Genomic DNA, 20012 nt, shown 5'->3' with positions numbered 1-20012 from the left:
GGCGACGAGGGGGCGTTCCTGGCCTGCTCGTTCTGGCTCGCCGACGACCTGGCGATGATCGGCCGGGTGGACGAGGCCCGCAAGCTCTTCGAGAAACTGCTCTCGCTCCGCAACGACCTGGGCCTGCTGGCCGAGGAGTGGGACCCCAAGGCCAAGCGCCAGGTGGGCAACTTCCCGCAGGCGTTCAGCCATATCGGCCTGATCGAGGCAGCACTCAGGATATCGGCCGGCGGGGCGCACGTCTCTGACGCAGGGATGAGATGCCGCGACGGCGCATGCTGGCGCGAGGGGTGCTGATGTATCCCGTATATCACCCCGCGGGCAGCGATGATGACCTGCGAGTGGCCCTGGTAGAGCTGCGAGCCGGACGGTGGTCGGCCACGCGGAACCTGTTGTCCGCCACGAGGTCTCTGGCGCTGAGGACGTCGCGGACTCAGATCCTGGCGGTCACCGCTGCCGGGAGCGACGTGATGGATGTGTGGCTGGCCGAGGAACCGGACAGCTACGACGCCCAGGTCATGCGAGCCCGGGTCTTCGTGGAGCGCGCCCTGCGCGCCCACCGCCAACAACACACCGCCGTATCCGAGTTCGAGACCCGTGGCCGACATGCAGCGCAGATGGCCGCACACCAGGCTCCGCACGATCCAGTCCCGTGGGTGTGCCTGCTGGCCCTCGCGCAGATCGATGCACGCCAACAGCGACCGGAGCACCGTATGCCGTCGAGCGAGCCGATGCTGCCGCCGGGGCCATGGCAGTTGCTGGGAGAGGTGCACCGACGAGATCCGTTCAACCGGGAAGCATTCCACCGGATCCTGCAAGTCCTGCTCTCCCGGGACGCCCCAGCATCCGGAGGGCTGGCTGCCGTCTTCGACTTCGGACGGTGGGTGGCCTCCTGGGCACCGGCCGGATCGCCCCTGCTCCTGCTACCGGCATACGCTCAAGTCGAGCAGTGCCGCCAGCAGATGCAGCGCGGCAGGGTGCACCAGCTGTGGCGACGGCAGTGGGCTGAAGACCCACTGCGCTCCTACACCCGCAACGCCTTCCACCACTGGTTCAAGACCACGGACCCCTCTCTACGGTCTTTGACCGACCTGAGCCACCTTGCGTATGCACTGTGGGCCGGTCACCAGTTCGTCGAAGCGGCCCAGGTATTCACCTCCATGGAGCCCTACGCGACCCGCGAACCGTGGTCCTCGGTGGAGGACCGGCTCCCGGGGGACGACGCAGGTCAGGAGCTGATGCTGCGGGCGCGCCGGGAATCGCTCGCTTACGCACACAGGAAGGCTCCACGTGCCGGCTCTCGTCCGTGATGCTGCCGGACACTCCACGTCCCTTGACACGCGCGTTCAGTCCATTCGCCCCTTCGTCACTTCCTGGAGGTTTCGTGTTCCGCTTAGGTCAGCACCGCCGATCGGATCGCTCCCGGCGTGCCCCGGATGACGCGTACTTGCGCGAACTGGGGTACGAGCCGGTGCTCACCCGCCGGATGGGTCCATTCGGCAACTTCGCGATCAGCTTCTCCGTCATCAGCGTGCTCTCCGGCTGCATGACGCTGTACGGCTTCGGTCTGACCACCGGTGGCCCAGCGGTGATGATGTGGGGCTGGATCGCCGTAGGCGTGATGGTGATGTTCGTCGGCGCCGGGTTGGCCGAGGTCACCTCCGCCTACCCGACGTCCGGGGCCCTGTACTTCCAGGCGGAGCAGCTCGGCGGCCGCAAGTGGGGCTGGTACACCGGCTGGCTCAACCTGCTTGGACTACTCGGCGCGATCGCCGGCATCGACTACGGAGCCGCGCTGTTCACCGGTGCCTGGCTGAACCTGCAATTCGGCTTCGAGCCGAGTGCGGACAAGACCGTGGTCATCTACCTGATCATCCTCACGCTGCACGCCACGTTGAACCTGTTCGGTGTCCGGCTGGTCAGCATCCTCAACAGCATCAGCGTCTGGTGGCATCTGGCCGGCGTCACCGTGATCGTCGGCGTCCTGGCGATCGTCCCCGCCCACCACCAGGCGCCCGGCTTCGTCTTCGGCGAGTTCGTCAACCACACTGGCTGGTCCAGCCCCGTGTACGTGACGCTGATCGGCCTGCTGCTCGCGCAGTACACCTTCAGCGGCTACGACGCCTCCGCGCACCTGTCGGAGGAGACCACCAACGCCCAAGTCAGCGCCTCCCGCGGCATCATGCGGGCCATCGGCTGGTCCTGGATCGCTGGGTTCGCGTTGCTGGCCGGTCTCACGTTCGCCATCCAGGACCACGCCGCAACCCGCGCCACCGCGACCGGAGTTCCGCCCGCCCAGATCTTCCTGGACGCCCTGGGAGTGTCCGGCGCGAAGGCGCTACTGCTGATTGTCATCGTCGCCCAGCTGTTCTGCGGCAACGCCGAGACGGCCGCCGCCTCCCGGATGGTGTTCGCGTTCAGCCGGGACGGCGCCCTGCCGGGCTCCGGCCTGTGGCGGCGGGTCCACGCCCGCACCGGCACACCCCGCCACGCGGTGTGGCTGACCGTCGGCACCGCGGCCCTGCTCGCCGCACCGAGCCTTTACAGCCCGACCGCCTACGCGGCGATCACCAGCATCAACGTCATCGGCATCACCCCCGCCTACGCCATCCCGATCTACCTGCGCGTCAAGCACCGCCGCCGGTTTAGGCCCGGACCGTGGAACCTGGGCCGGTGGGGCGTGACGGTCGGCAGCGTCGCTGTGGCCTGGGTGGCATTCGTCACCGTCCTGTTCTGCCTGCCCCAAACCAGCCCGATCTCCGTCGCCACCTTCAACTACGCCCCCCTCGCGCTGCTCGCCGTGCTGTTGCTGGCCTGGCTGTGGTGGCGGGCCGCGGGCAAGCGCACCTACGACATGCCCGCCCAGAGCCTCGACCGCTCCTCCGACGACTTCGACCAGGAGATCGTGTGACGTTCTCTGCCAACTCCGGCAACGGCTCCGATGCCCCTCTGGCCGCACCTCCGGGGCAACAACAGGGGCATGCCGCGTCGGGCCAGCTCACTCTCGACCAGCTGCACCGCCTGGTCGGCTCTGGACGGATCGACACGGTGGTGCTGGCTATCCCCGACCTGCAGGGCCGGATGAAGGGTAAACGCTACGGCGCGCGGCACTTCCTCGACCGCGTCGCCACGGGCGGGGCGGACATGTGCGCCTACGTATTGGCCACCGATGTCGACATGACCCCCGCCAGCGGATTTGCTCTGACCTCATGGGCCACCGGCTATCAGGACCTGGCCGTCATCCCTGCCCTGGCGACGCTGCGCCTTGCTCCGTGGATGCCGAAGACCGCCCTGGTCCTCGGCGACGCCGTCGACCACGAAGGCGCCCCGATCGAGGTGGCCCCGCGCCAGATGCTGCGCCGACAGCTGGCCCGCCTGGCCCGCCATGGCCTGGACGTCAAGGCGGGCCTGGAATGCGAGTTCGTGGTCTACCAGGGAACCTCCGAAGAAGCCGCCGAACGCGGCTACCAGGATCTGCGGCCCCTGGCTGTGGGGAACCTGGATTACGCCCTGGATCACCCGCCGGCCGCGGACCGGTTCTTCCGCCGCCTGCAGGCAGCCCTCGCCGGCGTCGGTCTTCCCGTCGAGGCGATCAAAACGGAAAGCGCTCCCGGTCAGGTGGAGGTGACCTTCCCCTACGGCGAGGCCCTTGCCGCCTGCGACGGGCACCTGGCGTTCAAACACGCCGTCCGCGCCATCGGCGGCCGGTCAGGTCTCACCCCCACCTTCATGGCAGCCCCCACTACCGGCGTGGGCAACGGCCTCCACCTGCACATCTCGCTGTGGAAGAACGGCACCAACGCGATCACGGGCACTGACGGCGCCCTGTCCGCACTTACCCGGCACGCCATCGCTGGACTGCTCGACGCTCTGCCACAGACGGCAGTGCTGTACGCGCCGAACATCAACTCCTATAAGCGCTACGTCCCCGACTCCTTCGCGCCCACCACCGTCAGCTGGGGCTACGACAACCGCACCTGCGCCATCCGCGTCGTCGGCCACGGCGAAGGCCGGCACCTGGAGATCCGGGTCCCCGGGGCGGACGCCAACCCCTACCTCGCGCTCGCCGCAGCCGTCGCCGCCATCAACCACGGAGTCGACAACGAGCTCACCCCCGGACCGCCAGAGACAGGCAACGCCTACCAGGAAGGAGGCCCACCCCTCCCGAGCACGCTGAAGCAGGCACAGGTGACCTTCCGCAACAGCTCCATCGTCCGCGACGCCCTCGGCCCCGACGTCGTCGAGCACTACGCCCACCTCGCCCAGCTGGAGATCTCCCACCACCAGCACATCGTCACCGACGCCGAACGCCACCGCTGGTTCACCCGCGCATGACCCCAAGGAGGCTTCCGTGAAGAGCGCCCCCGACGCGGCGAGGTGACCACCCTGCGATGACGCACCACCCCAACTGTCCTGATTGCCTACGCACAGCGCACATCCACGGCCACACCCCGCCGGAGCCACCAGAACCTGACCCGCCCATACGTGCCGCGACCTTCATCGTCCTGTTCCTGGTCTTCGTCGTGATCGCCAGTGGATGGATTGGCCTCATGTGGCTCGTGGCACAGGACGTCGGCTGGCCCTAATCAACTCATCTGTGGCACGTCCACCAGCGATGCCAGGAGGCCACACGGCTCGATGACGCCATCGTCGCCACCGACGACCATCGCATCGAGGAGACGTGCAGGAAGCTCGGCATTCGCTGCGTGATGACCGGCGAGCACGCCACAGGCACCGACCGCGTCGTCGAATGCGCCCAGCACCTCGACACCGACGCGTACATCAACGTCCAGGGCGACGAGCCGTTCATCGTCCCGGTGGCTTCGTTCACTTCAAGCAGCAGCGTTTGTCCATCGGTTTGGGTGGCGATGGGCGGTCGGCGGGGCCGCGGATGTTTACGAGAAATGACGTCAGAATCCATCTTCCGGGCGAAGCGCTTTGCGTACAGCGAGGCGGAGTAGCCGTTGCAGCACGGCGGTGCCGTCGGAGGGGGCACCTGCTGGGACGTCGGAGTGGTAGTCGGCCTGGAACACGACGTTTCGGCAGAGCAGAAAGGCGTGTACGAAGACGCCGGGCTCTCGGTCGTCGCTCCCCGACCAGATGGACTCGTGGTCCCAGTCGCAGGGAGTGGCCGCGGGATCGGCCTGGGCCGGGGCGACCAGGCTCGTCATCCCGACGAATATGCGCCGCGCGATCTGGGCGCCACTCTTGTCAGGGGTCGGCGTCTCCGTGTCGGTGGCCAGTGCCAGTGTCGAGGTGTTGGCCTCGGTGTGCCAGCTGCACCACACGTCATCACGCCTGGGCCAGGGCTCGTACAGCCCGCCCATCTGTTGCGCCTCATGGTCGCGCACCGGATCCCCATGGAGGGCCGAGGTGACCGTGTGTCTGTCGAGGAGAGAGCAGGTCGGCGGAGGGGCGGCATAGGGACCGGCCTGCCGGTTGATCCGGCTGATGGACTGCGTGATGTAGGCGCTGCCGAAGAACAGCACGATTGCCGTCAGGAGGAGGGCGGGCCATCGACCCAGCAGCCAGGTGGCCCGCGGCCACAGGCAGAGACGGACCCTACCGTCCCGTGCCGGCGGCGCTTCGCTGATCAGGTGCTCCTGCAACCGTGCGTGGCGGAACTGGAACACCCCGCCGGTCTGGCGTAGTACACCGCGCGCGTGGGCGTCCTCCAGGAAGGCCATTGTCCGCCAGGGCAGCCGGCCGGTGGCCGCCAGGACGACGCGCGCCGCGGCGTGGCGCCCCCAGGCCGTGTTGGTGATCCCGTGCAGGACGGTGATGACGAGGGTGCCCGAGGCCACGGTGGCCCACGTCCCCGGGCCCGTCACCCCCGCCCCCGCGTGGTCGCTCCAGGTGTTGACGCACAAGATGGGCAGCAGCACCAACGCTTCCAGGCACCACCGGCGCGGCCCGGTGACCGAGAAGTTGACCGCCAGGGTCAGCGCCGACACCCGGTCGGCCCGCAGAAGCGAACGAGGGGTGACTGACGCCACGTCGGTCGCCATGCTCGGTGCGGCGCGGACGACGAAGAGAACGCCCAACGCGACGGCCGCGGGAATCGGGAAGCCAGACGGGTAGGGATGGTCCTTGGTGGGGATGTTCGTCCCCCAGGCGAAGCCGATCCCGGCGGCGCTTCCTGCGGCGCGCCAGAGAATCGTGGGCGTGCGCTGGCGCAGTTGCAGACGCGCGGGCACCGGAACGGTGGCGTAGACGTCGACGACGGCGACGAGCAGGGGAAGCACGCCGATCAGTGCCAGCGCGACCCAGGGTGGCAGCGTCATGCCCCACCAGCGGATCGTGCCGTGCGGCGGCAGGGCCGCGGTGAGGGCCACGGCAGCGGCGTAGACCAGGATGACGGCCACCGCCGTAGCGGCCTTCGCCTGCCCGGGATACCAGCGCCACCAGGCGAGTTCGCCACCGGGCGCACCGTGCCGGGCGGCGTCCCGGGCCAGTCGGCTGAGATGGCGTTCGGCGTCCTCCGCGCGCCATCGCGGCGATTTTCCCACGTCGGGCGGCGCCGTGTAGGCCGCCGGCACGAGCCGTGCGATGAGGTGCTTCTCGATCCGCGCTCCGGTGGGGAACGCGGCTGTGTCCAGGAGTTCGGCCGGGTCGGCGGACGTCTGGCCGTAGACGGCCAGGGCCAGCCCGAGCATCAGCGGCGACGACAGCGCGGCGCGCAGCCGCCGGGCGTGCGCATCGTCGCCGTCGCGCATGCGGGCGAGGACGGGCTGCCACAGCGGGCTGCCGTCCGTCCGGGTCCGCCGGGTACTGGTTCTCAGGTGCTCGCTCAGCTCCCGTACGGTCAGCGGCTGGAGCGTCACAGCCGCCGCGCCGCTGAGCACGTCCGCCTGGCGCACCACGTCCCGGTACTGCTCGGTGCGGCTGGTGAGGATCAGGTGGGTGTCCTCGTCCAGACTGTCGTTGAGAGTCCGCAGGGCCACGGCCCGCCGATCGGCGGGCATTTCGTCGAAGCCGTCGAGGATCAGCAGGAGCCGCTCGGGCGCGGCCACCTCCTCGGCCAGTACGGTGCCGAAGCCGGTCGGTGCCGCCAGTTCGGGGTGTTCGGCGGCGAGGCGCTGCGCGGCCCACCGCCACAGACCCGTCTCGCCCGGGTTCCAGGAGGCGAGGGGGAGGATCACGGGGACCCGGCCGTCCGCCCCTCGTCGTTCCAGCAACCGCAGCCCGAGCCGGAGCGCCGCCACGCTCTTGCCCGCCCCTGGTTCGCCCAGGATCACCAGCCGTCCGGATGGCACCCGGCGGTAGATCCGGTCGATCTCCGCGACGTCGCCGTCGAGGGGCAGGGGCTGGTCGCTCCGTTTCCCGGCGCGGATGTTGGACCAATGGTCGAACAGGTCGCGCCCGGAGGCCCGGCACAGCACGGGCAGCAGGCGCGGTCCTTGGACGCGGCGCGCGATCGCCTCGTCGCGCCACTGCTTGGTCTGCTCCCGGGCCAGTCCGGCCAGCACGCCGTTCACCGTGGCACGCAGTGCGTTCTCGTGGCGGCCGCGGGCCAGTTGCCAGCACTGCCAGGTCACCCACCCCACCGTGTAAGCCGTCATCAGCAGCGCGAGCCCGGCGACGACCAGCCACGGCGCTATTCGACCGGTCGCGGCGGTGAGTCCGGTCTCCAGCAGGAAGCCGCCGAGAGCCACCAGGACCGCCGTGACGACACAGCGCCGGACGACCGACCAGCGGGACAGGGGCGTCAGCTGGAACGGGATGCCATAGAGGTGGACACGGCCGATGGAGCCGGCCTGGATGACAGTCTCCGCGTCACCGTGGAAGGTGTTGCGCACGTCGTGGAACCTGCTCCCCCCGGCTCTCCCCACGTCTCGCGCACCTCCGCCGTCTCCCGGCCAAGCACGATAGCCCGCGTCACGGACGTGCTCCAAGTACGCTGGGGAGGACCGGAGTTCGGGGAACCGGCGACAGGCTGTGGAAGCGGAGGAGGCCGTGTGGAGGCTGAACTGAGCGCCTTGGCTGTGTCCGGGGCGACGACCCTGGTGCAGCTGATGGCGGGTGAGGCATGGGCTGCGGCCAAGAGCCGGGTGAGCGCGCTGTTCGGGCGCGGGCGGTCCGGCGAGGAGCAGGCGGCGGACGCCGAGCTGGAGCAGGCCCGCACCGCGGTCGTCGCCGCCGCACACAGCGGTGACCGGGCGGCCCTCGCCGGGATCGAGTCCCAATGGCAGGCGCGGTTGCTGCTCCTGCTCCGGGAGGACCCGGCGGCGGAAGGCGAGCTGCGTGCCCTGATCGCGGCGGCCGGGCAAGCTCCGGAGCGGGGCTCCACCGTGCACAACACCATCAGCGGAGGCAACATCCGCGGTCCTGTAATCCAGACCGGTACCATCCAGGGCGACCTCCAGCGGGCTGCTGCGACTTCTGGCCCTCGGCTCCTGTCCCGCATTTCTTGTCCTGGCTCTGACGTCGCGATCCTTCGGTGCGCAACGCTCCGCGGCGGCTTATCTGTTCGCAGTCGTCGGCGTGTGAGTGACGCTTCCCTGGGTGATCGGCTGGGCCGCGTCACGTATCAGCAGGCGGGCCGCGAAGTCGCCTCACCACAGTGGCGCCCCGGCGCGCCTGATCGCCGCCCGCACCACTGCAGCCCGACCTGGCATGGTGGTCCGTCTGGTGGCCGCAATGATCATTGAGTCTTCGCCATCTTCGAACGTGCTGGTCGGAGGGTCTGGCGTGACGGGTCTCCAGGGTGCTCGTGCTGGTCGGGTGCAGGAGTCTGCCGTGTAGATCGTCTGGCAGAGAGGTCTTTGCGGATTCCGGTCCGTCGCTGTCCGCGTGGCTCCTACGCTCCGGCCCATGATGGATCCCGAGGTGCTGGAACGGATCTCCGCGCCCCGCGCGGAACTGGATGATCTGGAAGAACAGCTGGCCAAGCAGCTGGACCAGGTGCGGGCCGAGTGGGACGAACTCGCCGTCGCCGAGCAGGTGCTCGTACGGATGGCTGAGCAACTCGCCGTGGAGACGGCGGCAGCTGCACCGGCTGCTGCGCAGGTCTCGGGTCGCGCGGTGCTGCTGGTCCCGCACCGCGGGCCCGGCGTGGCCGAGGACGCGCTGCCGCCGGACTACCAGCGCATCCTCGCCATCGTGCGCGGTGGCGGCGGGGCGGTGTCGACCAAGCAGGTCGGTGAGGTGCTGGGGCTGGAGGTGGCAGTGCGCGGCAAGTTGGAGCCACTGCGGGGGAAGCGTCCAAGCTCGCCGGTCGGGGCTGGCTGCGCAATCTGCCCGACGGCAAGTTCACCAAACGTCTGTGACCGGGGCGGCTGTCGGTTCGAGCGGGCCCGAGCGTAACTTGGGTGCCCCCGGCGATGGTTGAGAATGTGTGACCAAAAACAACGCGCCCGCCGAGGGCATCTCCCTTGTCTACCAGTGCAAGCTGAACCTGTCCACGCGCACCCTGGTCTACCTCGCCCTGACCGACGACAAGGGCAACCTGATCTGGATCTCCGCGGCCCGGCCCGGCCGCACTCACGACGCCACCGCCGCCCGCCGCGACAAGGTCGTCGAGCACCTGAAGGCAGCCAGCCTCGGCGCACTCGCGGATCTTGGCTTCATCGGCGTGGACAAGCCCGAGGACCCCGATGACCTGGTCATCGTCACCGGCTACAAGGCCACCCGCGCCCGCAAGCTCACCCCGGGCCAGAAGCAGGCCAACCGGATCCTGGCCGCTGGACGCGCGCCCGTCGAACACGGCTTCGCAAACCTGAAGGCCTGGCGGATCCTCACCAAACTCCGCACCGACCCAGCCCGCGCCACCGCCCTCCTGCGCGCCCTGCTCGTCCTGACCAACCTCGAAACCAGCCGCTGACGGACGGTCAAGCCCGCAGACTCCCGCCCGCGACCAGCCCGAGCACCCCGGGAGAGCCGTCGCACCAGCCCCTCCGACCAGCACGTTCGAAGATGGCGAGGCTTTCAGTGGTGATGCCGGGTCAGCGTGGCGGGGTTTCCATGGCGAAGCCGTGCAGGAGGGCTCCGGTGGTGTCGGGGTCCTCGAACATGGGTGTGTGGCCGACACCGTCGAGGATCTCGATTCGGGCGTGGGGGACTCGGCGGTATTCCTGGGCGGAGGACGGCTGCCAACGCCGGTCCTGAGAGCCGAATATCACCAGGGTCGGCAGGTCGAGGCTGGCGAGCCGGTCGGGGATGGGCCGTTCCTTCACGTACGCGCTGGACGCCTCGTCGGTCGCAGTGAGGCTGCGGTAGGTCATGCCCCGGATGTCGGTGATGATCTGGTCGGGGACCCGCACCGGACGGGTGAACGCGGTGCTCAGCGCGTCACGGATGGTGCCGTCGGTGCGCAGCCGCCAGAGCAGTTCCCCGACCACCGGCGTGGTCACCAGGCGGCCGGTGAAGCTGTCGCCGATGTACGCGTCCAACCGCGGGCCGGTGTCGATCAGCGTGATCGCCGCCACAAGGTCGTGGCGCTGTTCGGCCAGCGACGTGGCGACGGCGCCGCCGGTCGAATGCCCGACGACGGTCGCGCGGCGCACCCCGAGCTGATCGAGTACGGCCCCGACCCGGCGTGCCTGCTCCGCGATGCCGTAGCCATCGGCCGGTTTGGCTGATCCGCCGTGCCCGAGCAGGTCCACCCGCACCACGTGCAGGTCCCGCAATGCCGGCATGACTGGCTCCCACCATGCCGTCGAGCCGCCCAGGCCGTGCAGGAGCACCAATGTGGGCGCGCCGGGCGGCCCGTCCTGCACGACGTGGATGTCCCCGCCGGGAAGGCGGACGATCTGCTCGCCGGAGGCTTCGGCTGTCTGTGTGGACACCGACACCGTGTTCCACGCGAGGAGGGCGGCCAGCAGGCCGACGGCCAGCAGCGTGATCCGCCGCCGTCGACTCCACGCCCGCCATCGGCGCGGGGCGCGCGGGGCGCGCGGGGCGCGCGGCGCAGCGTCTGCGCGGTTGTGGGTGCGTGGGTCTTGCGGGATGGTCGTCTCGTCCATGGCTCCTCCGTCGCTCGGTCCGTGGCACCACCACCTTGCCGACGGTCGACGCGACGCGTCTTGGAGAAATGTCCGCGCCCCGCGCATGGTTGATCCCGCCGCCGAGCCGCTCGTACAGTGGCGGCGTGCGGCCAGTCCACCGGAAGGCAGACCCCACTGCGGCATGGGAGATCGCGCGGCCGTCGCCGGCGCCCGCGCTGCCCGGTGTCGACATGGCCGGATTCCGCATTCGCGGTGACAGCCCGATCGACCTACGAGCCATCCCCCACCCGGCCGTCACCGTGGCCGTCGAGTTCGGTGACCGCCCGTTCAGCATCCACGGCGCGACCGGCCCGGTGCGGTCGGCGAGCCTTGCCGCCGGGCTCGCCTTCAGCACGTTCCAGGTGCGCGCCGAGGGCATCGAGTGTGTGCAGATACGCCTGTCCCCACTCACCGCGCACCCCGTACTCGGGCTCCCGCTCACGCAGTTGCGCGGGAGCGTCGTGACACTCGACGACCTGTGGGGCCGCGACACACCGCGCCTGCGGGAACGGCTCCACCGGGCGCGAACCTGGCCGGAGCGCTTCGCGCTGATCGACACGGAACTGTCCACCCGGCTCCAGGCAGGCAGGCCGGTCGATCCCGAGGTGGCCTGGGCCTGGCGCCAGATCGTCGCCGGCCACGGCCGAACCCGGGTGAGCGACCTCGCAGCCCGGACCGGGTGGAGCCGCCAGCGCATGTGGTCACGCTTCGACTCGCAGATCGGCCTGACACCCAAACGCGCCGCCATGCTCGTCCGCTTCGACCGGGCCATCCACCGCCTGTCCCGCGGACACACCCCCGCGCAGGTGGCAGCGGACTGCGGCTATGCCGACCAGCCCCACCTCCACCACGACGTACGCGCGTTCACCGGGACAACCCCCACCGCCGCCGCTCACGAGCCATGGCTGGCCGCCGACAACACAGCCTGGCCGGTACCCCGCGGCGCGGCCTGAGCTTAGCTGAGGCCAGGACCGGCTGGTCTTGGAGACCTGGCACCTCACCGGGAGTGTTTCCCCTCGCGCAGAAGGCCGTCGGCGGCACGGCTCCACCCGGTGCCGCCGACGTCGACAAACGAGAATGCGACTGGACTTACGGCAGTGCCGTCGAGGCGAAACCGTCCCGGCCCGCCCCGTCAGATGATCAAGACCGGAGACTCCCGCCTGCCACCAGCACGAGCACGCCCATGGAGCGTCATGCCAGCCCCTCCGACCAGCACGTTCGAAGATGGCGAAGCTTCATTGCCATCGGCGTCATCGGCCAGACCCAGATCATCACCAGTCTTCTCTTCGCCCGCTCCGGAGACGAGGAACAGCTGAACTCCGCGCAGGGCCGGAGCATGGCACTCGTGCAAACGTCGGCAACGCGGCTCACCGACGCCTTCACTGCCGCACTTCCTGACGGTGCGCACACGGTCGCCATCGGCACCGGGAACATCCAGCCCGACGGTTCCAGCGCCAGCCGTGTCCTCCAAGCGCCGTGCAGCGACCTCCGTGCCCTACGGCTCCCCTGCCCTCCCGCTGGGCACGAGGCCAAAGTGCCGTACGGGGAACTCGACAAACGCCTCAGAGTCTCCGGCTACCAGACGTTCGGCCAGACCCCCGCTGCGGTGCGCGCCGGTCCCGTCAGTGCCATCAACCGTGCCGAAGGTCTGCAGGCCGTCGTCTTCACCGACCTCGACAAGCCCATGGATATCCCGGCCGTCAAACGCGCCGCCCACCTGTACCTGAGCGTGAAGGCACTCACCGGGCCGGTGGCGGAAGACGGAGCCAAATCCTTCACCGTCGGCTATCAGTCACGCTGGATTCCCTTCCTCGGCACCATCGGCACGCTCGTTCTGCTCACCGCCATGGCACTCGCCGCCCTCTCGGAATTTCTGCGATTCTCCCAAACGCTGGCCCCCCTCACCGTGCTCATCGGGCGCAGTCAGGTCTTCCACACGACGGCGTTCTGGTGCCTCGGGGTCCCGCTCCTGGGCGCTGGTGCCGTCGGCGCCTTCGTTCACGTCGTCCTGGTCCAGTCCGTCACTGGAGGAGAAAGCGGAGCAACCCTGTCATGGAACTCATCACGGCCGTCCTGACAGCAACCGGCCTCCTGGCCGCAGCTGTAACAGCTGCGGGTGGTTCCACAGCCGCACGACGCGCACTGACGTGGCGGCCCCGCGCCGACTGACCGAAACAGTTGCTGCAGCGTAGCCACGGCCCTACGACCAACCGCCCATTCCTCACCACGGATTGGACGGATCAGACGGGTGGTGTCGGAGAGAGACTCCCCCGGCACCCACCGCTCGGCGCCCCGATGGGCGAGCTTCCCATCGAAGCCACGGTGCGCCGGCAGGCCGGACGAGCGGAGCGGGCGTAGGCGGGCGTGGGGAACGCATGCGTGCAGACAGCCAGCCATTCGAGAAGCAGAGAGGGAAGGGCAGGCAGGGGAGAGGCGGCAAGACATGTCAGACGGGGGCCTGTGACAACACGGTGCCCGTCGAACGTGCCATACCAATCCCCATCGGCAGGTCGATCTGAGCGTGAAGAGGCCCAATGCACAAGCTCGCTGCAGCGGTCCCCTCTCGCCACGAACCATTGGAACGCCCTCCCGCGCTGCCAGCCCTCGCCGTAGTCACCAGCCTGGTGGTTTCACCGTGCCCATGGCCTTGGTGACCGTGATCTCGATGACTACGCGTTCAGGGTTGGCCCGTGGCTGCTTGTACCGCTGGGCGTAGCGCGCTTCGGCGTCTGCGACCGATTGCGGGTCGTCCTTGATGACGGCGGTTCCCTCCAGCGTCGACCAGCGACGTCCCTCGGCCTGGCTGACCGCGACGGTGACGTCCGGCCCGGCGGCGAGGATGTTGCGAACCTTTTTGCTGGCCCGGCTGCTGATGACGCGGGCGATGTGAGTCTCCGGGTCGTAGGTCACTCCGACCGGAACCAGGTGGAGGGTGCCGTCTGGCCGTGGTGTGCCGAGGAAGCAGATGCGGCGTTCCTGCCAGAAATCCAGCTCAGCGTCGGACTGTGAAGGAGGGGGTGCGGCCATACAGCCATCTTGCCTGGCAGCGTCCACGCGGTTGACCAAGGGGCAGCGCGCGCGACTTCTTGTGCATCGTCAACAGGAGCGCCATCGCGTTGCCAAATGCGACATTTCCTGCACAGTGGGTATATGGGTGCGTCGGGCGTCAGGGAGGCGGGCGACATAGCAGAGCGCTTGCACCGGCGACCTGCGGAAAGTGACTTCAGGCGCTCGCCGATCACTGTGCGCGAGTACCGAGCGGGGTCGATGACGTCGGCGCAGCGCACCGATGCCGCTCGCGCGGTCCTGGAAGCGGTGGTTGGCCGTATAGGTCCGCCGACGCTGTACGGCGGAGATGCCTATGGGCCAAACATTCGCTGGCGGACGCAGGAGCGGACACTGCTATTGGATCATGGAGTGGGGGGTCTGCAGTTGTCCGTGCGTCCTACGGCGGCGTTGGAGCAAGAGGAGTTCGCCTGCTTCGAGCGCGGCGTGGGGGAAGGCGCTGAGCAGGTGTCGTATGCCAGCGGCCTGCCGTATCTGTGGCAGCTCTACCGCTCCGGTCCCGGCAGCCCTCCGAAGGTCTTCCCCGCGGGCTACGTAGCTCCGGACTGGGAGCGGCTGGAGGAGGCGCTGGAGAGCCTGCTGCGCGCGTGGGGTGAGCAGCTGCCGGCGCAGGTCGGGGACGATACGGCCGCGTTCAATATCGTCAACCGGGCCAACAACGACCGCGCTGTGGGGCTCCTCTGTGGACGTATGGACGGTCTGACGGTGCTCGTCGACGACCGTGGCGTGCCCGACGGGGGCACTCCTCCAGAAGAGATGGAAGCTCGGGGCTGGCAGGTGCCTCTCATGGGGTGGTGGGAAGCGAATTTTGCCGAGCCAGGGTGGGGGAGTGCCGCGGCAGCGGCACGGATGGCGGTCGCAGAGTTGCGCTTGCGCGGAGCGCGCTCCCCCAGAGACCTCGGCCTGGACGATGTCAGCTGCGCGGACCGAGGACTGCTGACCCTGCCTGGGTTGGGCATAGGCAGCTGAGGCGGCCGCCGGCCGACACCGGCCGACACCGGCCGAGGCCTTCGAGGCCACGTACGGCAGCCAGCTGTCGCTCCCGAGGCCTGGAGGATTCTCAGGCGTTGCCCCGCCCGTGCGGCCGGTCTCCTCGCCACTCCCCCCGCTGAGGGGCGTCCACCAAGTTCGCGGCGTCCGTTGCTAGATCTCGTCGACCGGGTGCCACGTATAGGGGACCTGATCGCGGTTGACCTCCCACTCGTCGCGGTGGATCTCTTCAAGCACCTCGATGCGTCGACGCAGCTGAGCGGTCATCTCCTGGATGCGCTGCACCGCGTCGCTGGAGTCGATGGGCAGCAGGGCCCGAGTGAGCAGTTTGTACTCCTCGGAGGCGCCCTTGACGTGGATCGCCTGCGGCATGCGGACGATGACGGTGTAGGGATTGACCTCGGCGACGTCCCAGCGGCCGTCGTCCTGCCGCGTGGCCCAGATAACGGTGCGGGTCGAAGGACCGTAGGTCAGCCGGCAGCCATGTCCCATCAGTTCGCTGAGGATGGGCAGTGCGACGGCACCCTCGCCGGCGTACGTCGCGGCTTCGGCGGCCGTAGCGACGCTGATCTGCCCGGGGAGCTGACCGTTCGATCGGCGTGCCAGTTCCCCGCGCTCCCGGGCCTGGCCGGACACCTCTGCGGCCTGCCTCTTGGGGCTGTCGGCGTGCAGCCAGGTCATGATGACCATGCGGCAGTCCGGCAAGGCCGCTGGGAAGAGCGTCTGAGACTCCAGCTCGACGATCTCGAAATTGTGGGCCGGCAAGGACACTCGGTAGTAGAAGGCCTCCCGCGCCTCGGTGACGTCGCAGCGCTCTTCCCACAGCTGCCGAAGGTAGGCGTCTCCGTTGATGATCTCGGCGACGAGGGCACCGATTTCGGCATCCTGCGGGTGCTGGAGTACGGAGAAGCGCAGCATCGCCAGCCATTCGATGGCGTGCTTGTTCCAGTCCACGAAGACTGTTTTCGCCTCGTCGCTGAGCAGCGACCACCGCATCAGGTTGGCGCCGGGAGCCAAGACCCACGGGCACCAGGTCTTCATCGGGTCGTTGTACCCGACGATGTTCCACTTCGAGTCGAGCAGCCAGGCCGGGTTCGTCTGCTGGTCGAGCAGGGCCTGCACTGCACGGCGGGTTGGCGTATCGAACGCCGGCGCCGGACCAGCAGCGACTGCGCCGCCCATGCTGTAGAGGAGCAGGGCCTGAAGCTCGTCGCGCCCGAGGGTGAACAGCTTTCCGATGGCCTCGCACTGCTCGCGGCTCAACCGCGTCGTGGCGCCGGTTTCCAGATCGCGGTACCAGCGCACAGAGCGGGCACACGCGTCGGCGACGTCCTGCTGGGTGATCTGTCGGCCGAGCCGTTCACTGGCCACAGCTCTCCAGGCCCGCAGAAGACCGGCGAGGCCCATCAGCTGTGCTGGGGTGAGCGGTCGGGTGTCTTCCCGGCCGGCCTGTTTTCCATCCTGTTTACCGGAGAGCGGCTCGTTGCCGCCCCGCTCGGGTCCGCTCTCAGCGGTTCCCCCGCCCATCGCATCCTCCGTGCTTTGTCGCCTGCACCAGGGCTATCGCTTCCCTCTTCGGGGCATGGAAAAAGGGGGAGGCCATCGGCCGCCCCCTCCCCTGGGTTCCGTACATCAACAATACGGGAACTCGAATTCGATCTTGTCTCCCTTTCATGATCGATGGGATCGGAATTGTGGGCCGGGTCACGCCTGAAGTGGAAGGTCATTTCGATGTCCCACCTTGTGGCCCTGGGCAAGGCGGTATCTACGGTCGCGATTCGGGCATAGTGGGCGGCAATTTTCTGCCGCTCGTCATTAGCGGCAGAAAATTGCCGCTCGCTTTTTATTCCGCTCGTCGGCAGGTGTAGGCAAGAGGGGATTGGTGAGCCCTGTTGCAAAGATGGCCCGTCATGTCTGTGGCCAGTATGGCGAGTTGGGGTTGTCGACCCCCTCGGCCAAGCCTATTGATTTTCCCGGTCTACGCGCATCAACTCGGGCTTATGGACGCTTTGACTGGGGGCTTAGGTCCCGCTTAAATCGCCGCATGGATCGGTTCGGCAACCAGTTGGTCCGGGCTTTCGCTGGGGGAGGAGTGTGCGTTGCAGTCATTCGAAATGAAGCGGCCGGCCCGCGGTTCCTGTTTACGGCGGGGCGAGATGGCGCAACTCTCTGCTCTGTGACGGAAGCCTCATTCCTGCTCTGCCCCCACCGGGGCGTCATCACGCCGTATCGGCAGAGGCTGAGTCATCTATGGATCTTGGGCCCTGGTCCTGTATTTGTTGCTGATCGCTCCGCGGTCAGCAAGTCGAGCGGACCACCACGGAAGCAGAGAGCATGAGTGGTCGCCGCTCCATTGCCTTTCTGAGCCTGAGGGCAGCGCGAGGAACGCCCGTCGCGAATGGCAATCCGCCCGGGCGATGGCGCGAGATTACCTACCAACACTGCGTCAGCCCGTTCTGGCGGCCGCACCGAAGTGCCCTCGCTTCATCGAGGAGTGACATATGTCGAGTTGGCGTCGAAGTGCTACAGCGACCGCTGGGCGCTGGAGTGTTGGCAGCCCTACGCATATGTTGCTGCTCCCTCGGCGAAAGCGCCGAATGGGAGCGCACGCGAGGAGGGGAGTCGGAAGTAGCGCCAAGTGCCAAGTCCCCAACGTTCAGGGGGAAATGAAGTAGGCGCCCAGAAGCTAGCAGCTTCGGGGCGCCGACCCCGCCGCCCCGAAGGGTGCGGATTCATAACCGGGATGAGTCGGCTGACCTTTTCGACGAGAACGGCCGTCCCACCCCACCTACGAGTGAGGAATTCTTGCATGCCCAAGTCCCGAGGCGGAAGGGCGCCCGCTGTCCAGTCCGCCAAGGCCGTTGAACCCACTGCCGGAACCCACCAGCACCGCTTGGCTGTCCTCATCGCGGACATGGTTCCCGGGGCCCGCACCATCCGTGTCTCGCAGCGCGAGCCTGGCAGGAGCTGGCCGAGCCCCTACGCCCGCGCGTACGACGCGCAGGGCCAGCACGTAGCGCTCAACCGAGCCCAGGGCATGACGGCCGCACGCTGGGTGATCCGAGCCCACCCCGAGGTGATCTGGGACGAGGCGTACGACCTCGACCTGACCACAGGGGCCCTGCGCCCCGTCGCCGACGCATACGCCGCAACGGGCGGGGGCCGTTAACCGTGGCCAGGATCCGCACCATCAAACCCGAAGCCTTCGCTTCCGAGTCGCTCGCCGCAGTCTCCCTCACCGCCGAGCGGACCTTTTTCGGGCTGCTCACCCAGGCCGACGACCACGGTCGCTTCCGCGACCAGCCCGCCGTCATCGCCGGGTTGCTCTGGTCCCTGCGTCCTGAGCACAGCCCTGTCGATGTGGAGGACGATCTGACCCAGCTGGCCGGCGCCAACCTGGTATGCCGCTACGAAGGCGACGACGGCAAGCGGTACCTGCACATCGTTACCTGGCGCCAGCACCAGAAGATCAACCGGCCGAGCGGCATTCGCCACCCCGCCTGTCCGCAGCACGGCGGAGAGCGGGCTGCTCCCGCCGCACCGCAGGCTCACGGAGCCGTCACTGAGTCCTCCGCGAAGTCTCACGGAACTAACAGTGAGTCCTCAGCGAAGGCTCACGGAGGACTCACTGAGCCCTCCAGGAACCACAACACCGCAGGTCAAGACGCATTCAGTGAGGTCTCACTGAGCCCTCATGGAGAACTCAGTGAGCCGTCAGTGAGTCCTCACGGTCCGGATCTAGGACCTAGGAACTTGGATCTAGGAACTACTACTTCGGGGGGCGCAAGCGACCACGCACCGGAGACCGTCTCGACCAAGCAGCTCATGGACGAGTACGCCGCCGCCTGCGCACACCGCCCTCCCAGCGGCGTACTTGGCCACCTCGGGCGCGAGACCGCCAAGCTCCTCGCCGAAGGCATCGCCCCCACCCACATCCGCGCCGGACTGGCCCGCCATCGCGCCAAGGGCCTGCACCCGAGCACCCTGCCGAGCCTCGTCCACGAGGCCATGAACGCCACCCCCGCTGGTTTGGTGCGGACGGAATCGCGGCCTAACCTGCCCGGTCACCGGGCCTGGGCCAACCCCACTGACCCTGCCGCCGCCTACGCCGAGGAGCTGTGATGCGCGACCATGACGCCCAGCCCGTCGGCGGCATCGCCCGCCGCCTGGCCCACATCCTCACCACCCGGGGCATCGACCCGGCCGCCAAGCTCACCGACCCGGCCGAGCCCATCCCTGCGCTCCAAGCGGCGCAGGCCCGGATCCCGGCCCGCTACCAGGCCGCCGTCGCCGACCACCCAGCCGTCGTCGCCTGGGTCCGCGAGGTCGCCCAAGCAGGACGCCCCGGCCCCAAGGGCGCTCCGGGCATCGCCCAGGGCCGCTCGCTGCTCATCGTCGGCACCACCGGCACCGGCAAGACCCACCAGGCGTACGGCGCGGTCCGATCCCTGCTCCTCGCCGGCGTCCGGCTGCGCTGGAAGGCGATCACCGCCGCTGACCTGTACGCGGAGCTGCGGCCCCGCCCCGGCCACGACGGAGAGCGGGAACTGATGGACCTCGCCCGCTGCCCGCTGCTGATCATCGACGACCTCGGCGCAGCCAAGAGCAGCGAGTGGACCGAGGAGATCACGATGCGGCTGATCAACCGCCGCTACAACGAGATGCTCCCGACCCTGGTCACCACCAACCTCGGCATGGCCGACCTACGCGCGCACATCGGCGACCGCGTCGCCTCCCGCCTGACCGAGATGACCGACAAGGTCATCCTCGACGGCCCCGACCGCAGACGAGCCCTCGCAGCCAAGCGTCGCAGCAACGCCGCAGCCGCCACGCCAACGGAATGCACCGAACTCGCCGGGCCAGCTGCTCCCACGGCCGTATCCGCGGCTCGCCGCCCCGGCCGCTAGCAGCCATTCGCGACCGCCGTCACCGGTCGCCTACTTCACGACCAATCCCCGGGTCGCGCCTGCC

18 protein-coding genes are annotated in these 20012 nt (G+C 68.7%); 14 read left to right on the top strand and 4 right to left on the bottom strand.

The window, feature by feature from the left end; all coding sequences use genetic code 11:
- The 5 genes from AB0C96_RS23900 to AB0C96_RS23880 all read left to right on the top strand — a co-directional run.
- On the top strand, nt 1–297 hold a 297-nt coding region (locus AB0C96_RS23900), incomplete at its 5' end, for a glycoside hydrolase family 15 protein (RefSeq protein WP_362919744.1).
- A gap of 173 nt (nt 298–470) precedes the next feature.
- Nucleotides 471–1310: a hypothetical protein gene (locus AB0C96_RS23895; RefSeq protein WP_362919743.1), complete on the top strand. Its 840-nt coding sequence runs from the start codon at nt 471–473 to the stop codon at nt 1308–1310.
- 176 nt (nt 1311–1486) lie between these two features.
- Nucleotides 1487–2911: an amino acid permease gene (locus AB0C96_RS23890; protein ID WP_362919748.1), complete on the top strand. Its 1425-nt coding sequence runs from the start codon at nt 1487–1489 to the stop codon at nt 2909–2911.
- Entirely contained in the window at nt 2908–4335 is a 1428-nt protein-coding gene (locus AB0C96_RS23885; protein ID WP_362919742.1) for a glutamine synthetase family protein, read from the top strand. The genes AB0C96_RS23890 and AB0C96_RS23885 overlap by 4 nt, the downstream gene beginning before the upstream one ends.
- A 260-nt stretch (nt 4336–4595) precedes the next feature.
- Nucleotides 4596–4961 (top strand): hypothetical protein, encoded by a 366-nt coding sequence (locus AB0C96_RS23880; protein ID WP_362919746.1) that lies wholly within the window; start codon nt 4596–4598, stop codon nt 4959–4961.
- Here AB0C96_RS23880 and AB0C96_RS23875 read toward each other — a convergent pair.
- Nucleotides 4911–7799 (bottom strand): NACHT domain-containing protein, encoded by a 2889-nt coding sequence (locus AB0C96_RS23875; RefSeq protein ID WP_362919741.1) that lies wholly within the window; start codon nt 7797–7799, stop codon nt 4911–4913. The two genes, AB0C96_RS23880 and AB0C96_RS23875, sit on opposite strands and share 51 nt — an antisense overlap.
- 159 nt (nt 7800–7958) lie before the next feature.
- Here AB0C96_RS23875 and AB0C96_RS23870 point away from each other — a divergent pair, with 159 nt between their 5' ends.
- From AB0C96_RS23870 to AB0C96_RS23860, 3 genes are all read left to right on the top strand, one after another.
- Nucleotides 7959–8651, top strand: coding sequence for a hypothetical protein (locus AB0C96_RS23870; protein WP_362919739.1), 693 nt, complete (start codon nt 7959–7961; stop codon nt 8649–8651).
- Nucleotides 8652–8814: 163 nt separating this feature from the next.
- Nucleotides 8815–9306: a hypothetical protein gene (locus AB0C96_RS23865; RefSeq protein WP_362919738.1), complete on the top strand. Its 492-nt coding sequence runs from the start codon at nt 8815–8817 to the stop codon at nt 9304–9306.
- Between the two features lie 31 nt (nt 9307–9337).
- A complete protein-coding gene (locus AB0C96_RS23860; RefSeq protein WP_362919737.1) occupies nt 9338–9823 on the top strand; it encodes a transposase family protein in 486 nt (161 codons plus the stop codon).
- Between the two features lie 121 nt (nt 9824–9944).
- Here AB0C96_RS23860 and AB0C96_RS23855 read toward each other — a convergent pair whose 3' ends face one another.
- The gene (locus tag AB0C96_RS23855; RefSeq protein ID WP_362919736.1) at nt 9945–10964 is read right to left on the bottom strand and encodes an alpha/beta hydrolase; all 1020 of its coding nucleotides are present in this window, start codon (nt 10962–10964) and stop codon (nt 9945–9947) included.
- 125 nt (nt 10965–11089) lie between these two features.
- Here AB0C96_RS23855 and AB0C96_RS23850 point away from each other — a divergent pair, with 125 nt between their 5' ends.
- Both AB0C96_RS23850 and AB0C96_RS23845 read left to right on the top strand, forming a co-directional pair.
- Nucleotides 11090–11938 (top strand): helix-turn-helix domain-containing protein, encoded by an 849-nt coding sequence (locus AB0C96_RS23850; protein ID WP_362919735.1) that lies wholly within the window; start codon nt 11090–11092, stop codon nt 11936–11938.
- A gap of 230 nt (nt 11939–12168) precedes the next feature.
- Nucleotides 12169–13062, top strand: a complete 894-nt coding sequence (locus AB0C96_RS23845) for a hypothetical protein (RefSeq protein WP_362919734.1) — start codon at nt 12169–12171, stop codon at nt 13060–13062.
- A 536-nt stretch (nt 13063–13598) separates the two neighbouring features.
- On the opposite strand, the gene AB0C96_RS23840 is transcribed toward AB0C96_RS23845, so the two are convergent.
- Nucleotides 13599–14012 (bottom strand): TIGR03618 family F420-dependent PPOX class oxidoreductase, encoded by a 414-nt coding sequence (locus AB0C96_RS23840; RefSeq protein WP_362919733.1) that lies wholly within the window; start codon nt 14010–14012, stop codon nt 13599–13601.
- A 240-nt stretch (nt 14013–14252) separates the two neighbouring features.
- Between AB0C96_RS23840 and AB0C96_RS23835 the strand changes: the two genes are divergently transcribed.
- Nucleotides 14253–15020 carry a hypothetical protein gene (locus tag AB0C96_RS23835; RefSeq protein ID WP_362919732.1) on the top strand — a complete coding sequence of 256 codons (768 nt, stop codon included), beginning with the start codon at nt 14253–14255 and terminating at the stop codon, nt 15018–15020.
- A gap of 174 nt (nt 15021–15194) precedes the next feature.
- Here AB0C96_RS23835 and AB0C96_RS23830 read toward each other — a convergent pair whose 3' ends face one another.
- Complete coding sequence (locus AB0C96_RS23830; protein ID WP_362919731.1) at nt 15195–16568, bottom strand: helix-turn-helix transcriptional regulator; 1374 nt, start codon at nt 16566–16568, stop codon at nt 15195–15197.
- Nucleotides 16569–17850: 1282 nt separating this feature from the next.
- On the opposite strand from AB0C96_RS23830, the gene AB0C96_RS23825 reads away from it, so the two are divergent.
- From AB0C96_RS23825 to AB0C96_RS23815, 3 genes are read left to right on the top strand one after another with little or no spacing between them, the layout of a single operon-like run.
- Nucleotides 17851–18210 (top strand): hypothetical protein, encoded by a 360-nt coding sequence (locus tag AB0C96_RS23825; protein ID WP_362919730.1) that lies wholly within the window; start codon nt 17851–17853, stop codon nt 18208–18210.
- A gap of 2 nt (nt 18211–18212) precedes the next feature.
- Nucleotides 18213–19163, top strand: a complete 951-nt coding sequence (locus tag AB0C96_RS23820; RefSeq protein WP_362919729.1) for a hypothetical protein — start codon at nt 18213–18215, stop codon at nt 19161–19163.
- Nucleotides 19163–19948, top strand: coding sequence for an ATP-binding protein (locus AB0C96_RS23815; protein ID WP_362919728.1), 786 nt, complete (start codon nt 19163–19165; stop codon nt 19946–19948). The genes AB0C96_RS23820 and AB0C96_RS23815 overlap by 1 nt, the downstream gene beginning before the upstream one ends.
- The last annotated feature ends 64 nt before the right edge of the window (nt 19949–20012 follow it).

This window comes from Streptomyces sp. NPDC048506, assembly GCF_040651315.1.
Lineage (GTDB): Bacteria > Actinomycetota > Actinomycetes > Streptomycetales > Streptomycetaceae > Streptomyces.
Note: the sequence above shows the minus strand (reverse complement) of the source record. Positions and strands in the feature narration are given on the sequence as shown.